The organism is Paenibacillus sp. NEAU-GSW1, assembly GCF_009737085.1.
Classification (GTDB): domain Bacteria; phylum Bacillota; class Bacilli; order Paenibacillales; family Paenibacillaceae; genus Pristimantibacillus.
The window spans coordinates 25,332-41,584 of sequence record NZ_WOVL01000007.1; the positions used below are offsets into that span (position 1 = coordinate 25,332).

At 53.8% G+C, this 16,253-nt stretch carries 11 protein-coding genes and 1 riboswitch; of the genes, 8 read left to right on the plus strand and 3 right to left on the minus strand.

Annotation, left to right across the window (positions count from 1 at the left end; genetic code table 11):
* The first annotated feature begins 141 nt into the window (after nt 1–141).
* From GOM71_RS06590 to GOM71_RS06600, 3 genes are read left to right on the plus strand one after another with little or no spacing between them, the layout of a single operon-like run.
* A complete protein-coding gene (locus GOM71_RS06590; protein WP_156279047.1) occupies nt 142–1,167 on the plus strand; it encodes an AAA family ATPase in 1,026 nt (341 codons plus the stop codon).
* Complete coding sequence (locus GOM71_RS06595) at nt 1,107–2,675, plus strand: DUF58 domain-containing protein (RefSeq protein ID WP_156279049.1); 1,569 nt, start codon at nt 1,107–1,109, stop codon at nt 2,673–2,675. Before GOM71_RS06590 ends, GOM71_RS06595 begins: the two co-directional genes overlap by 61 nt.
* A complete protein-coding gene (locus GOM71_RS06600) occupies nt 2,662–5,220 on the plus strand; it encodes a transglutaminase TgpA family protein (protein ID WP_156279051.1) in 2,559 nt (852 codons plus the stop codon). The genes GOM71_RS06595 and GOM71_RS06600 overlap by 14 nt, the downstream gene beginning before the upstream one ends.
* A 112-nt stretch (nt 5,221–5,332) precedes the next feature.
* On the opposite strand, the gene GOM71_RS06605 is transcribed toward GOM71_RS06600, so the two are convergent.
* Entirely contained in the window at nt 5,333–6,523 is a 1,191-nt protein-coding gene (locus GOM71_RS06605) for a DUF418 domain-containing protein (RefSeq protein ID WP_156279053.1), read from the minus strand.
* 162 nt (nt 6,524–6,685) lie between these two features.
* Here GOM71_RS06605 and guaA point away from each other — a divergent pair, with 162 nt between their 5' ends.
* The 5 genes from guaA (at nt 6,686) to GOM71_RS06630 (ending at nt 14,333) form a co-directional block, all read left to right on the plus strand.
* Entirely contained in the window at nt 6,686–8,224 is a 1,539-nt protein-coding gene (gene guaA / locus GOM71_RS06610; protein ID WP_156279055.1) for a glutamine-hydrolyzing GMP synthase, read from the plus strand.
* Nucleotides 8,225–9,275: 1,051 nt separating this feature from the next.
* Nucleotides 9,276–10,142: an AraC family transcriptional regulator gene (locus tag GOM71_RS06615; RefSeq protein WP_156279057.1), complete on the plus strand. Its 867-nt coding sequence runs from the start codon at nt 9,276–9,278 to the stop codon at nt 10,140–10,142.
* A gap of 96 nt (nt 10,143–10,238) precedes the next feature.
* Complete coding sequence (locus tag GOM71_RS06620; RefSeq protein WP_367649493.1) at nt 10,239–11,210, plus strand: N-acetylglucosamine kinase; 972 nt, start codon at nt 10,239–10,241, stop codon at nt 11,208–11,210.
* Between the two features lie 18 nt (nt 11,211–11,228).
* The gene (locus tag GOM71_RS06625; protein ID WP_156279061.1) at nt 11,229–12,539 is read left to right on the plus strand and encodes a 6-phospho-beta-glucosidase; all 1,311 of its coding nucleotides are present in this window, start codon (nt 11,229–11,231) and stop codon (nt 12,537–12,539) included.
* Between the two features lie 179 nt (nt 12,540–12,718).
* Nucleotides 12,719–12,819: riboswitch (purine riboswitch) on the plus strand.
* A 128-nt stretch (nt 12,820–12,947) separates the two neighbouring features.
* Nucleotides 12,948–14,333: an NCS2 family permease gene (locus GOM71_RS06630; protein WP_156279063.1), complete on the plus strand. Its 1,386-nt coding sequence runs from the start codon at nt 12,948–12,950 to the stop codon at nt 14,331–14,333.
* A gap of 287 nt (nt 14,334–14,620) precedes the next feature.
* Here the strand turns inward: GOM71_RS06630 and GOM71_RS06635 are convergent, their stop codons facing one another.
* Nucleotides 14,621–15,700, minus strand: a complete 1,080-nt coding sequence (locus tag GOM71_RS06635; protein ID WP_156279065.1) for a phosphodiester glycosidase family protein — start codon at nt 15,698–15,700, stop codon at nt 14,621–14,623.
* Nucleotides 15,697–16,131 carry a hypothetical protein gene (locus GOM71_RS06640; protein WP_156279067.1) on the minus strand — a complete coding sequence of 145 codons (435 nt, stop codon included), beginning with the start codon at nt 16,129–16,131 and terminating at the stop codon, nt 15,697–15,699. The genes GOM71_RS06635 and GOM71_RS06640 overlap by 4 nt, the downstream gene beginning before the upstream one ends.
* Nucleotides 16,132–16,253 lie beyond the last annotated feature (122 nt).

The following is a 16,253-nucleotide window of genomic DNA, read 5'->3' on the forward strand; positions in this document are numbered from 1 at the left end:
TTGATAATAATGGCGGGACGCACGCTTTTTTGGCATGTCCGCGCGTTGGGAGCGGCCACTATTTTTGCAACTCTAGCAGGTCTAAATAGAAGTGAATGTGGTGACACTGAAAATAGAATAGATTGCGAAGGGAATGATTCTATGATAGCGCCGAAGTTCAAGCAGGATAACGAGAAGGAGAGGCAGCTGTGGCCGGAACCGCCGCAAGTGCTGCTGCAACGATTGATTCATAGAGTAGAGAGCGTGCTTCTAGGAAAAAGAGAGACGATCAAGCAAATGCTCGCGGCGATGCTTGCCGGGGGGCATGTGCTGCTCGAGGATGTGCCCGGCGTAGGCAAGACGCTGCTTGCCCAAGCTGTTGCCCGCGCGCTAGGCGGGGAATTCAAGCGCATCCAGTTTACGTCGGATATGATGCCTGCCGATGTAATTGGCGGCACGGTGTGGGATAGCCGCAGCGGAGAAATGGTGTACCGTCCAGGTCCGATTATGGCCAATATCGTACTGGCTGACGAGATCAACCGGACCTCGCCGCGGACGCAATCCGCGCTGCTGGAAGTGATGGAGGAGAAGCGCGTCAGCGTGGAAGGCGAAACGAGAAAGCTGCCGAATCCGTTTCTGCTCATTGCGACGCAAAATCCGCTTAGCTGCGAAGGGACGAATCCGCTGCCGGAAGCTCAACTGGATCGCTTTATGATGCGGCTGTCTATCGGTTACCCGGAGCAGCAGGATGAGAAAAAATTGCTCGAGCAATACGCCGAGGGCCGCCGGATCGATCCGGGACAGCTGCGTCCGGTCGTAATGCCGGAGGAATGGACCCGCATGCAGAGAGAAGCTCAGCTCAGCTATATCCACCCCGAACTGATCGAATTGATTGTCGGAGTCGCGAATGCGACAAGAATTTCGCCGCAGCTGTCTGTCGGACTTAGTCCGCGGGCTGGACGGGACTGGCTGCGCGCCTCGCAGGCGCATGCTTATTTGGAGGGCAGAGGCTATGTGCTCCCCGATGATTTGATTGCAACGGGAGAAGCGGTGCTGCTGCACCGTCTGGAAGCCAATGCCGGTATTCGGGGAGCGAAAATTCACGCGGCGGAGGAGCTGCGGAAAATTTGGAAGGGCGTGCAGCTGTCGGGCAAAGCGGCAGCTATGGCAGGCCGGGGGATGAAATGAGGACCAACAGGAGCAGCCAATATAATGAAGTTGCTGCATCGCAGACTGCCGCAGGCAATGAGACGGCTGGCGCCAATGCGCGGCTAGCGGACTCGGCTGATGCTGGCGCTTTGTCCGGAGCGGCAACAGGGTCTTCTGTCATTCAAAAAGGAAGCTTGCGGAAGGGCGGCAATGGCGGCATGAATGGCGGTGCAACTGATGCGGCTATTCACGAGAAGCCTTACCGGACAAGGTGGTTCGCTTGGACGTTTCTGGCGTCCGCATGGTGCGCGAGCTTTGCCGCCATGCTGACGCGGGGAGGCGAGGTCGAAGCGTTTCTTGTTGCTTTGCTGAGCTGCGTGATTGCGATCAGCGCAATCGGTCCTTATGCAGCGGTCGCAGGGCTGTCTGTTGAACGCTCGCTTTCAGCCACGCAAGTTAGGGACGGAGACAGCGCAATGATCAGAGTGACTGTACGGCGCTCTGCGGCAATGCCATTCAGCTGGATTGCGGTCCGCGACGGACTAATGAATGCCCATGCGAGTTCGGATAAGGAAGCGCGCGTAGCATTCCGATATATTGCTGCTCCGCTCTTCCGCAAACAATTTACGTTTGAATATACGGTAAATAAGCTTCAACGCGGGGAGCATCGGTTCGACCTCGTTGCCGTGACCGTTGGGGACTGGCTCGGGCTGACGGCGATTACCCGCAAGCTGAGCTGCGAAGGCGTGCTGCTTGCGCTGCCTGCTCTCCCGGAAACGGTTGAGCTGCGAGGCCGCGATCAGGCTGCGGGCGGCGTTCTGACCGACAGGGGAGCAAGCCATGCGAGCATCGCGAGCAAAGAAGGCGAAGCAGCGGATGCATCAGCGGCGAGAATGCCGTTGAACGCCGGTATCGGGCCGGACAACCGCCCGTACCGGGAAGGCGATTCGCTGCGCCATATCGATTGGCGGGCCGCAGCGAAAGGCCGCGGCCTGTATACGAAGCAGCATGCGGCGGAGAAGCCCGCCGAGCTGGCCATTATGGTCGACGCGTCATCCGCTGCTTACAGCGGAGACGGTCGGCTGTTCGACGCCTGCGCGGCTTGGGCAGCGCAGGCGATCGATCAGGCTGCGGCAGCCGGCGGGAGCGTCCGGCTGCTTGCCGCATCGGGCGCAGAAGCGGCAGAGCCGCTGCTTGAACGGCTGGCGAAGCTGCGGCTTGAGGCCGTCGAGCTTGACAGGACGGCGATAAGAAAAGAGCTTGGCGTGATGCGCCACGGCGGGGTCGTTCACGCCTACACGGCGGATTGGCACGACGGAAAAGGCTGGACGCAGCTGGCGGCATACGCGTCCGATTACGGCTGCCGCTTGGAGCTGCATGTTGTGACCAAGCAGTCCGTATTGACGTACGCGATGCGCGAGCAGCAGCGAATCTTGGAAAGCAGCGGCATTCGGATGACATGGCTCCCTTTTCCGGAACGAATGAGCGAAAAAACCTATACGGCAATCGCCGGGTCAGAAGGAGGGGGCTCTAATGAACGTTTTTAACGGAACGCAGGAGGACGGGCAAGGTCAAGGACATTCGCTCGGCTATCGGCTGCTGACCAGCCTTCTTCTGTTTGGCTTGCTGGCGGAATGGATGCTGCCGTGGGTGAACGACAGCGACTGGGGAGCGCTTTATCAGCTCGGACCTCTGCTTGTCATTGTAGGCTGCGTGCTTGGAGCAGGATTGTTTCGTCCGGCGTGGATTGTCTCTTTGCTTTTTAATGCAGGATTATGCTTGCTGAGTTTAATGTGGCTGTTCAAAAGCGGAGACGAGAGCGCGTTGCAATGGCTGGGCCATTTTCCGTCGCTGCTGTGGAATGATGTCGTCTTTATGTTTAAATACGGGCTTTGGACGATGTCAGGCGAGCTGCGCACGCTCTTGCTGTTCGCCGGTTGGGCGATGCTTGCGCCGGCGCTGCAAGCGCTCATGTGGATGCGCCAGCTGTCGCTCGGTTTGGCTGCTGTGACTGCGCTGTATTTGGCGGCTATACATGTCTGGCTCGGGATGGATGTAACTTCCGGCTTGCTGCGAACGGCGGCGGAAGGACTGCTGCTCGGCGCGATTGTGGCGATGAGCAGAGTGCAGCGGGTATCCGGCGGCGTTCGGGAGCGCGCGGGCAACGGCGCAGGCTGGCTTGCGGCGTCAATGTTTGCGGTTGCGGTCTGTATTGGCGCTGGAATGCTGCTGTCAGAAGACAAGCCTGCTGTCGACGAACCGGCGGCATGGACGGCATCGCTTGCCGATCGGCTGGAGCAATCGATTATTTCGCTTGCCGGCGGCAGCGAGGCGGTGCTTCAGCCGGAAGGCGGAGGACGAATCAGCGCGGGAGCCGTGACGGGCTACGGCTTTGATGACAGTGAGCTGGGGGCGGCGCTTTCGCAGGATGATTCGGTCATTTTTACCGGCTTTTCCCCTGTTCAGTCTTACTGGCGCGGCGAAGCGAAGAGCAGCTATGACGGGCGAGGCTGGAGCGATGCCTGGAGCAAAAAAACGCTGCTTCAAGTAGACGGCGATTCGGAGGCTGTCCAATCGAGGCCGGAGTCGGAAGGAGTGTCCGACGCCGCGGCAGGCGTGTCTATCGTCCAGACCGTAATTATGAAACAGCCCTCGCAAGGGCTGCCGTTGTTTGCAGCGGGGCCATCCGGGCATGTGATCAATCTGGTCGCTTCCGACCCGAGACGAACGCTGAATACTTATGTTCGAAATGAAGCAAACGGAACGCTGCTTGCTTCTTCTTCAGTAGCGAAAGTGACGCAGTATACGGTGCAAAGCGTTCTTCCGGTTATTGACGAGACGAAGCTGGAGACTGGCGGCGGCCTTTCGGCGGCGGAAGAGAACGCTCCTCTATGGGAAGGCGCAAGCGAAGAAGGGCTAAGCGAATATTTGCAGCTGCCGGAGTCGCTGCCTTCTCGCGTGACTGCGCTCGCATCGGAAATTGCCGGCGGCGGCGTAACGAGCCGGTTGGAGCAGGTTAAAGCGATTGAACGCTATTTGGAGTCCAATTACCTCTATTCGCTGGATAGCAAAATACCTCCGGCAGGAGCAGATTTGGCCGATTATTTCTTATTCGAGCAAAAAAGCGGCTATTGCGTCCATTTTTCGACGGCAATGGTTGTGCTGCTGCGCTCGCAAGGCATTCCCGCCCGTTGGGTGAAGGGGTTCACTTCCGGGACGCCGACGGATGCGGAAAGCAGCGTCGCCGCTTCCATCGCGGCTTCGAGCGGCAGTAACTTGACGGCTTATGAAGTACGCGCGAAGGATGCGCATGCGTGGGTTGAAGTGTATTTCCCGGGCACGGGATGGGTGCCGTTTGATCCGACGCCGGGTTTTAGCGGCACGGAGAGCGGACAGCCGTCTGCAACAGCTGGCGTGCTCAACGGAGAAGGCGGCTTTAACGGTTCGAACGGGGGCGGCGGTTTGAAGGCGAATGGAGCAGCAGTTAACTCGGCTAGCGATAAAACAGCAGGAACGGTTTCGTTGGCGGAGCGCTCGAATGCGCTGCTTGCGGATATATCCTCGGGCGCAGCCGCTTTGACGGCAACGGCTGGGGACGCGGTTAGCGCTATTGGCGATGCGACGCCGGCCGCGCAGGCGGGGCTTGCAGCTGCCGCGCTCGCGGTCGCCGCCGCTGCCGTTGCGGCATTGCAGCGCCGCAGGCTGCAGCTTGCGCTGGCGTTGCGCCGTTACCGCGCCGCGTATGCCGCGCTTCGCGCAGCCGGCGGCGATGCCGGGCCGGCGCCGCTTGAAGGCGGCCGCGCCAGCGGCATTGCAGCGGCTCGCGCGAAGGCGCAGCAGCGGTTCGCGGCGGTATCCGCCGCGACGTGGTCGCTGCTGCAGCGGCGCATCAGCGCGCGGCCGCCGCATCAAACCGCGCGCGAGTACGCCGCGGCGCGGACGGCCATGCTGCCGCGGGTGCACGCGGCAGCGCTGGAGCGCTTCATCGCATGGGACGATGAAGCGAGGTTCGGGCAGCGGGCCGATTGGCTCGCCCCGCCGCCCGAACAGCTTGCGGAAGCGGTCAAGTCGCTTCGCTCCCGCAGCAAATGAGCGAATAACGGAATACCGCGAGCAGCAGCTCTCGCTCCGGAAGTAAAAAGCGAAAAGGAGCGGCATTCCGAATTTGATATTCGGGGTGCCGCTCCTTCGTTCACGCTGTCGCTTACATGTTCACGCCGCCGCTTTTCGTTCCGCGCGGCTTCCATTGCAGAGCGGTCCATGCGCGAAGGATGCGCTCGACCGGACCGATGCGGAACTTGCGCAAATACAATTGGCTCGCAAATGACTGCGCAATATAGATAGCTATACCTATTGCGATGCCGCCTATAATGCCGGCCTTGCCGAATAGGCCGAGTCCGTAGCCGTAAAATACGAGCACCGAGGCAATCGTTTGCAGCAAGTAATTCGACAAAGACAGCTTGCCGACGCTTTCAAAGCGGTTTAGCCAGCCGGACAGCCAGCGAGGGCGATCAGCGAATAGGAGAGCAAAGGCAGACAGGTAGCCTAGGGCAAGAATGGTTCCGCCCAGAGAGTTAATCGAGCCGCCAAAGCCGAAGTCCGGGAAAATATGCTTGACCGATTTAAGCAGCAAGCCCAGCGGAATGAGAATAGCGGCGATTTTCATGTAGAGCGCCTTTTCATTCTCAGGCTGGTGAAGCAAACGGTATTTGGCGGCTGCCATGCCGAATAGAAACATTGGAACGACAAGCAACGGGCCGATAAGCAGCATCACGATATAGTAAAAGCCGTGAAGATCGAGCGGATCTTCCGTTGTTCGATGAGCGATAATTTCGGTGAAATTGCCGCTGCCGTAAACATCCACCGTCTGCGTATTGAATTTGTCCATAACCGCGTTGCTCGCGATAGTCTCGTTGAGGGCGCCATAGCTGATTAACGAAGCGATAATCATGAAGGCGATACCCCAGATGAACAGTGTGCGCGGCTTGGCGTTTATGAATAATAGCATGCCAAAGCCCGCCAGACCGTAAGTCACGAGCACGTCGCCTTCCCATAGGAAAATATAATGAGCCAGCCCTAGAACAACAAGAAACACAAAACGCCGCGCCAAGTGCGCTGCCGGATGTCCGGGTCTGCCGCTTAGCTCGATGTTTTCTTTCATTTTGATGATGCCGAAACCGAATAAAAACGCGAAAATCGGCATAAAGCTCGTTTCGACAACGATTTTTAGCGCGGTAAGGGCGATTGAATCGGCTGCGGACAGGTTGAAAAAGCTTAAATCCTGCATCCCCCACATCCCGTACTGAAAGCAAAGCATATTAGCCAGCAAAATACCGAGCAAGCTCAAGCCTCTTATGCCGTCAACGTTCCTTAATCTTAAAGACGGTTGGTTCATCTTTTTCACCTCGACAGTTGAGTACGCCGCCGCTCTGCAAAAGTTTCAATTCATTTAAATAAAACGCTGCCATAGCAAATGTTGTCGGAACCTGTCTCTTCGCCTTGACTCTCTAGAAGCGGTATAGATATAATTACTACATTAATTGAGGGAGGCTCGGTAATGAACAAGCCAAATGAAATCATCGTTGTTCTCGACTTCGGGGGACAATACAACCAGTTGATCGCACGCCGCATTCGTGATTTGGGCGTATACAGCGAACTGCTGCCATTTAATACGTCGGTGGAGCGGATCCGGGAAATTCAGCCGAAAGGCATCGTATTCTCGGGAGGACCGGCTAGCGTTTATGAGGAAAAATCGCCGCTGGTTGATCCAGCGATTTATGATCTCGGCATTCCAATTTTCGGCATTTGCTACGGCATGCAGCTGATGTCGCATCAGCTGAACGGTAAAGTAGAACGCGCCGGCAAGCGCGAGTACGGCAAGGCTGAAGTTGATTTTATAGCTGAAAGCCATCTGATCAAAGATCTGGAGCAGCGCCAAACGGTATGGATGAGCCATGGCGACCACGTCGTTGAGCTGCCGCAAGGCTTCAAAGTAGATGCGAGCACCGAACATGCGCCAATCGCGGCGATGAGCAACACGGACCGTAAATTCTACGCGGTGCAATTCCATCCGGAAGTGCGCCACTCGGAAAAAGGCAATGAAATGATCAGCAACTTCCTGTTCAACATTTGCGGATGCGAAGGCAATTGGACGATGGAATCGTTCATCGAGGATCAAATTCGTGACATTCGTGAGCAAGTCGGCGACAAAAAAGTGCTTTGCGCGCTTTCCGGCGGCGTTGATTCTTCCGTTGTTGCCATGCTGATTCATAAAGCGATCGGCGATCAGCTTACTTGTATGTTCATCGACCACGGCTTGCTGCGCAAAGGCGAAGCGGAAGGCGTAATGGAAACGTTCGTCGGCAAGTTCGACATGAAGGTTGTTAAAATCGACGCTCGCGAGCGTTTTATGTCCAAGCTTGCAGGCGTGGACGATCCAGAGCAAAAACGTAAAATTATCGGCAACGAATTTATTTACGTTTTCCAAGAAGAATCGGCTAAATTTGATGACTTCGAATTCCTTGCGCAAGGCACGCTCTATACCGATATCGTAGAAAGCGGCACGGCTACGGCGCAAACGATCAAGTCTCACCATAACGTTGGCGGCCTGCCTGAGGACATCAAGTTCAAGCTTGTCGAGCCGCTCAAAACGTTGTTCAAAGACGAAGTTCGCAAAGTCGGCGAAGAGTGCGGTCTTCCTGCTGAAATCGTATGGCGTCAGCCGTTCCCAGGCCCGGGTCTTGCGATCCGCGTGCTTGGCGAAGTAACGGAAGAGAAGCTGACGATCGTGCGCGAATCCGATGCGATCCTTCGCGATGAGATCGCTAAAGCTGGTCTTGACCGTGAAATTTGGCAGTACTTCACTGCTCTGCCGAACATGAAGAGCGTTGGCGTTATGGGTGACGCTCGTACGTATTCATACACAGTCGGAATCCGCGCCGTAACGTCCATCGACGGCATGACAGCGGACTGGGCGCGTATCCCTTGGGACGTGCTTGAGAAAATTTCCGTGCGTATCGTTAACGAGGTGGACAACGTCAACCGTATCGTCTACGACGTAACGTCGAAGCCGCCGGCTACGATCGAGTGGGAATAGGCTGTATCTGCAACCTTTGCGTATAAAAATAGAACTCCCTTTTATTTGCGTTAATTCGCGAATAGAAGGGAGTTTTTTTATAGGGAATGAATGGACGTCTTCTGCGAAATAGGTAAAACTTGGTATTTGAGAAGATAGTCCTATTTATTGCGATCTAGTACTGGTCGATGAAATAAATGTTTAATTATGCCTTAATTTCAAGGAGGCATATATGAAGTACCAAACGCAAATCAATTCAGACATGATTTTAAAGCTTGTACCTGGCTTTGGAGGAAAGCTTGCTAGCCAAAGCTGACGGTCAAACGCCATGCCTTAAGCGGAACGCCGATCGTAAACTTCGATGGACGGGACATTGAAATCGCCAAAAAACTATAGGGCTATGAAAAGTTTTTTAGCCTCCTTCCGCTGCTGTTGATCTTTGCAGGCGGCGCAATTGGAGGCGTCATTGGTGCGCTCGGACTAGCGCTCAATATTAACGTTTTTCGTTCCAAGCTTCCTACAGCCGCTAAAATTCCGCTTTCCCTCGCAACATCAGCGGCAGCCGTATCTGCTAGTTGGAGGTACGATCTACGCCTTGCTTTTCTCCCATTCACAGTAATCAAATATAAGCGAAGCTGGCCGAGGACATCCTCGTCCGGCTTTTTATTTATACTCATACGGCCTGAGGGGACGGGGGGCGTAACCCAGCTGCAGTCCTAGACCGGTCGATAGCGAACCCGCTTCGCCGTATAAGGAATGCAAGTTCGTTAATTCGAGCTGTGAGGGTAGGATTACGAGCAAGAACGAAAGGTTTTTCGCTAATAGCGAATTTAAGTTCATGGATAGCGAAACCCGTTTCGCTACTTGCCGCAGGGTCAAATAAATCGAGCAAAACAACGAAAATACGTTCGTAAACTAGCGAATGAGGTTCGTAAAACTTGATGGATTGCTGCACCATATGCACGTTCAGTGTATAACTCGCCTTTTCTCACGCGATCACTCGCATCATAGATGCAAGCTTGGTATACTCGAAATACGATACGAGTGTGCATGCTATACAGGAGGGGATGGAATGAAAGCAAATCCGTCCATCAGTCGAGATCACATAGAGCTTCCGCACGGGTTTCCGATTATCATTTCACAGACAGAGGGAGTCAGCCTTCCGTTTCAGCGTCTGCATTGGCATACGGCGCTAGAGATCAACTATATTGTAAAAGGCAGCGGCTATTACTTGATCAACGGCAATCGCATCGAGTTTCAACAGGGCGATATTCTGCTCATCAACTCGAATGATTTGCATCGCGCATTTGAGAACGAAGGGCTGGTCATGCAAGTCGTCATGTTTGATCCGTCGTTCCTCGCGCTGGAGCAGCGGTACGATACAGAGCTGCTTAATCCGTTTCGTGAAATGGGCAGCCGTTTTGATAATGTGCTGGACCCGAACCACATGATGGCGCGCCGTTTAGGCGAACAATTAATGGAGATGCAGACCGAGTACAAAAGCAAGCAGCCGCATTATGAAGCGATTATCCGTTCGGAGCTTGTCCGATTTTTGGCTCTCGTTAATCGCCATTTCGCCAGAGCGGGAGGCCGTGCTACAAGCCAGTCGCGAGGGATGGAGACGATTCGCGAAGCGCTTCGCCGCATGGATGACGATGTCGCTCATCCGTGGACGCTGCGCGAGCTGGCCGAGATTGCGCATTTAAGCCCATCCCGATTCAGCGCGTTATTCGTACAAACGGTCGGCACGTCGCCGATGGACTATTTGATCCAGCTTCGGCTCTCTCATGCGGTAGACTTGATTGAAACTACCGATCAGAAAATGATTGAAATTGCGTCCGAATGCGGTTTTCGCAACTTGTCCAACTTCAATAGGCTGTTTAAACAGCATGTTGGAAAGCTGCCTACCGAGCTTCGCGCATCAAAAAGAAGACAGTAAGATAGTATTAGAACATCGTTCTTTATCATTAGAGGAACGATGTTTTTTTATTTAGAATAGAGCTATGAACAATGGAGTGAATTTGAACAATATGAGGTGGTCCCCATTCTTTTTCTCGGAATAGATGCCGGAGGCAGCAAGACACACGCATTGCTGACGGATGAGACTGGACGCGTGCTCGGACGCGGATACGGCGGCAACGGCAATCATCAGACAGCCTTTGCCGAAGCGAAGACGAATATCGACAACGCATGCTCCGAAGCGCTTCAATTGGCCAGTGCGTCGAAGGAGGACATTGCGTTTGCCTACTTCGGGTTGGCGGGAGCGGATCGCGAGCCTGACTACAACATTTTGCGCCCGATGATTGCTTCGCTAAGTTTTGAGCGATATGCGATTGCTTGCGACACGATGATCGGGATGCGGGCAGGCACGAAGCGCGCGCATGGCGCAGTCATTATAAGCGGGACCGGTTTTAATGCCGCAGCCCGAAACGCCGCAGGTGAGGAGCTTCAGTACGGCGGCTTCGGCTATTTGTTCGGAGACGGCCAAGGCTCTGGGACCGATCTGGCCATTCAAGCGTTCCGAACGTCGATCAGGAGCTGGGAAGGCCGCGAGGCGCCGAGCCTGCTGATGGAGCTTGTGCCAAAGCAGCTTGGCTATAGCTCGCTGCAGCAGATGTACGACGATATGCTGGATAACGGCAAAACGCCATCCTACGAGCTTGCCAAAACGATGTTCGAGGCGGCGGCTCAAGGCGACAAGGTTGCGATTCGCCTTCTTGAAGATGCGGGACGCGAGCATGGCAATGCGGTAAATGCGCTGATCAAACGGCTTCATATGCAAGAAGAAATGTTTGATGTCGTGTTGGCGGGAAGCGTCATGTCGCGAGGCGCCTCGCCGCACATGGTCGACGCGATCAAAACGGCGGTAGCTGAGGTTGCGCCGAGAGCAAGCGTCGTGAAGCTGTCCGTCGATCCGGTAATAGGCGCTGTTATGAGCGCGATGGATCAAGCCGGCATTACGATCGATGCAAGCGTTGATGCAACGCTTCGGAAAATTATTTTATAACTAGGGAGGAACTTGCAGATGGAGAAGAAAGCGTTGAAAATAGCGGTTATCGGAGGGGGCTCCTCCTACACGCCAGAAATTGTCGAAGGCTTTATTAATAAATATAACGAAATGCCGGTTCGCGAGTTGTGGCTTGTCGACATCGAGGAAGGCCGGCACAAGCTGGAAATCGTAGGCGAGCTGGCTAAACGCATGGTGGAAAAAGCGGGCTTGCCGATCGATGTCAAGCTGACGCTGAACCGTCGCGAAGCGATTGCGGGAGCCGATTTCGTGACGACGCAAATGCGTGTAGGCTTGCTGGATGCGCGCCGCCGCGACGAGCATATTCCAATCTCTTACGGCGTGATCGGCCAGGAAACGACAGGCCCGGGCGGCATGTTGAAGGCGCTGCGCACCGTGCCGGTCATTCTCGACATTTGCAAAGATATCGAGGAGCTCGCTCCAAACGCTTGGATGCTTAATTTTACGAATCCTGCCGGTATTGTAACCGAGGCGGTGCTCAAGCACAGCAAGGTGAGAACGGTCGGGCTGTGCAATTCGCCGATCAATTTTCAGAAGTTTTTGGCAAGGCAATACGGCGTAACCGAGCAGGAGACGCTTCCTGAATTTGTCGGCATCAACCATTTGCACTGGGTAACTGCCGCATATGTGAACGGCGAGGACAAATTGCAGGAAATGATCAATGGCGGTAAAGACTATTCGGCGACGAATGTAACGGCCCTAGACTGGGATGCTGATTTTCTGCGGTCGCTAGGCGCGATTCCGACCTATTATCTCCGTTATTTCTATATGACGAATACGATGCTCGCGGATATGAAGACGTCGCAGGAGAAGGACGGGACGCGCGCAGATGTGGTCAGCCGAGTGGAGGCCGAGCTTTTTGAGCTGTACAAGGACGTCAATTTGAACAAAAAGCCGAAGCAGCTGGAGAAGCGCGGGGGCGCATACTACTCCGAGGCGGCCGTCAATTTGATGCATTCGCTTTATACGGATCGAAGAGATATTCAAACGCTTAATGTGCGTAACGGCGGGATTTTGCCGTTCTTGCCGGAGGACGCGAGCATTGAAGTCAATTGCGTCGTGACGGCGCAGGGACCGATTCCGATTCCTCCGCAGCGCGTGCCCGAGCAAATTAAAGGCCTTATGCATGCCGTAAAAACGTATGAATCGCTGACGATTGAAGCCGCAGTTTCCGGGGACCGAGGCATTGCGCTGCAAGCGATGGTCCATCATCCGCTAGTGCCGGATGTGTCCGTTGCGAAGCCGATGCTGGATGAGATGCTGCAGGCGAATCAGGCTTACCTGCCCGCATTTTTCGAAAAAAAATAATGCTGCATGATGAAAGCGGAAGCGCCGAAAAGGGAGGCTTTTTCCGCTTTCGAGCATTTTATGGGAAGTAATTTCCAATGAAAGGATAATTACGAATGTTCAAGGGAATTAATACCGTTAATGTTCGTAAATTCTATTGACAAAAATGATAGTGCCTTATTAGAATGAGAAACGGCAACAATAAATTTTATAACTCTTTTCGTATAATCTCAAGAATTGGCTTGAGAGTCTCTACTCGATCACCGTAAATGATCAGGCTACGAAAGGCGAGGAAAAAGTCCGTACGGTCCGACGGTATACTTTTCCGCTTTTTGAAGAGCCTAGGAGATGAGAATGCGTATTCCGCATATCCCGTTCCCTAGGCTCTTTGTAATGCTTGCACACATTTTTAGGGGGTTATGATCAATAATGGAACGTTTCTTTAAGCTCAAAGAACACGGTTCTAACTTCAGAACGGAAATAATGGCCGGTCTGACGACATTTATGACGATGGCTTATATTTTGGCCGTCAATCCGATCGTGCTGACGCCGGCAGGTCTGGACTGGACTGCAGTATTTTTGGCAACGGCTTTATCGGCTGGTATTTTCTCCATCGCAATGGGCTTGTTTGTAAACTTCCCTGTTGCGCTTGCGCCGGGCATGGGACTTAACGCGTACTTTGCGACGGTTGTTATTTCATCGGCGGCAACGGACAAGCCGATTTCGATTGAAATGGGCCTTACCGCCGTCTTTATTTCCGGTATTATTTTTATCATTCTGACGCTGACGCAAATTCGTCAGATGATGATTACGGCAGTGCCGGACAGCTTGAAGCATGCGATTACCGTCGGCATCGGCTTGTTTATTGCGATCATTGGCCTGAAAGGCAGCGGTCTGATGACGATTGCGGCTACGACTTTCCGCGATGTAAAAACAGGCGAATACACGGATCTTGCTTCTGCGGAAACGGTTATTCACCTGGGACATCTGGCTGACCCTAACGTATATTTGACCATTATCGGTATTGTACTTATTGCGCTTCTGATGGTGCTTCGCGTACCGGGCGCTATACTGTGGGGTATTCTCGGTACTACGGTAATCGCTCTGATTACAGGCCACGTTGATGTGAACAAAACGTTGTCGGGTCAAACTTGGGTACCTGACTTCTCGACGATGAATTTCGCGGCATTTGACTTCGCAGGCGTAATGGAAGTCGGCCTTGTTACCGTGATTCTGACGTTTACGTTCGTTGAACTGTTCGATACGTTCGGAACGCTCGTCGGCACTGCGAACCGCGCAGGCTTGATGAAAAACGAAGAAGAAGGCAAGAAGCGCGTCGGCAAAGCAATGTTCGTCGATGCGATCGGTGTAAGCGGCGGCGCGGTGCTTGGCACAAGCACAGTTACCGCGTTTGTTGAAAGCTCGGCAGGCGTTGCGCAAGGCGGACGTACAGGTCTGACGTCAGTAACGACGGGCATTTGCTTCTTGATCTCGATCTTTGTTGCCCCGATCATCGCACTTGTGCCTGGATCGGCAACAAATGCGGCTTTGATCATTGTAGGCGTGCTGATGATGCAGTCGATTAAAGAAATCGACTTCTCGGATATGGTATACGCGATTCCTTCGTTCCTGACGCTTGCTTTGATGCCTTTCACTTACAACATTGCAAACGGCATCTCGTTCGGCGTTGTTACTTACGTGCTGCTCGCTACTGTTGCTAATGCAACAGGCAAAGGCAAGTACAAAGTACACTGGCTTATGTGGATTATTGCGGCGCTCATTCTTGCCCGCTTTATTTTCCTTGGCGCAGAGTAGTCATTTGAGTTTGAGCAGGCGGGGGCGGACCGACGTCGCTTGCGGCAATTTAGCCGGCACCTTATGGGTGCCGGTTTTTTGCTGTTTTATAGTGTGCTGATGGAATAGGAAAGCGGCGGGCTGAGATGCGTCGTGCAAGGCGCTTTGAGTCGAGTCCGTTAGGATGCACAGGAGTCGGGCGAGTCGGCTTCGTATCGGACCCGCAGTCCGTTAGGGAGCTCGTGAAAAAAGCTCAACGATATTTCCCATCAGGGGGAGCATCGTTGAGCTTCTTTCACAAAGCCTAATTATTTAAAAAACAAAAAGTTCGTGGGCAGCTTTCGAAGCTGTCCGTCGGAAGGCTTGTTGATGACGCGCCCGTTCCATACGAGCGACGAGGAACCGCCGCCATCCAGATTATAGCCGTCAACTGCGCCGTAACGGCGAAGCAGCAGCTGCATCTCGGCCAGCGTTGCCCCAGAGCTGCCGCCCTCGTTGCGGCCGTCGACGACGAGAACGAGCAGCTGGTCGTCCTTGTAATTGGCGATGACGGTGCGCGGTGCCCGTGCAGGGCTGGTCTGCCACTTCGACGGAATGGCTGCAGCCGCTCCGTTCTTCACTAACACCGGCACAAAGGATGCGCCAAACTTGACGTTCTTGCTGTCGAGCTGCTGCCGGCTCGTAAACTTCCCTCCGACCAGCTTATTGCTCTCATTCAGACCAACAAAAAACAAATCGTTATACGTCGGTTCGAAGCCGCCGACATACTTTCCGCCAACGATCGTTGTGCTAAGCGGATAACGCTTTCCCCCGCCGTCGGCAAAGCCGCCAGCATTCACACCCGCGAAAGCGCCGGTCCGTTTAACGGCGGCGAGCGTGGTCTCCGCTCCGCCGTACTTGCCGTTGCCAAGGGCCATTTGCATAGCGTCGCTTGATTTCAGCTTAAGCTTTAACGCATAAGCGTTAAAGTGATCAGCTTTTATGTAGAAAAGCTGCGCCCGTAAATTGTCCGTGTTGACCGTTCCTGACGGCGAACCAAGCTTTGACGTAATGATTCGGTCGTAAATCTCGAACGGGCGTTGTGCCTGAGCTTTCGCTTTCGTGACGATTTGCTTCATTTCGGCGTTTGTTTGATTGTAGAGCTTGATTTGCTTTTTAATCGACTTGCTTGTCTGCGCAGCCGTTTTTTGCGCGCTGCTTAATCCCTCCGTCGCTTTAGCGGCGGGCTTCACCGCAGCAGCATCTTCTATTGCCGCTGCATCATATTTCGGAAAGGCATCTTCTCCCATGACAACGGAGATGTTAGCAAACAGCAGCCACAGCAGCATGCCTAGAAACGGCGTGCAAGCAAGCAGCAACGTCCGGTTCAAATAACGGACGCTGTTCATTTCAGCACATCCAAACTTTTTTGCAGTTCGTTCAGCTTCTTCTTCACTTCATTTAATTGGCTATACAGCTTATTGCTATTATCGGTTTTGACGTCTGCATTATCTTTGGTAAAAGTAAGCAGCTCATTCAGCGCGTCGACCTTTCCTTCCAAGCTGGACAGCTCCTCTTTATAGCTTGTCTCCAGTTTGGCCAGACGCTCGTCGTACTGCTTCTGCATAGCGGCGATTTGTTCCGCAGTCTGTTGTTCGAGGTCAGCGGCAACTTGCCGCTGAATATGATCGCTGTAAAGCTTGGCTCCGGCAATGCCGATCATGATGAGCATCAGCCAGACCATGGCAAATAAGAAGAAATACCGTTTGTTCCTTTTCGAGCGCGTCGATCTCTCGTACAGCGGAGCGCCCGACGTCTCTAATGGGGCGTGAGTAGACATATGCGTTCACCTCTTCAGTTGTTTTGCGGCAAAGAAGAAGGGAACGAACTGCATGATTTAGTTGAATCGCAAGCTCAATCAATAAACGGTCGAATGATGGCGATTGTTGCGGGTGTCACTAC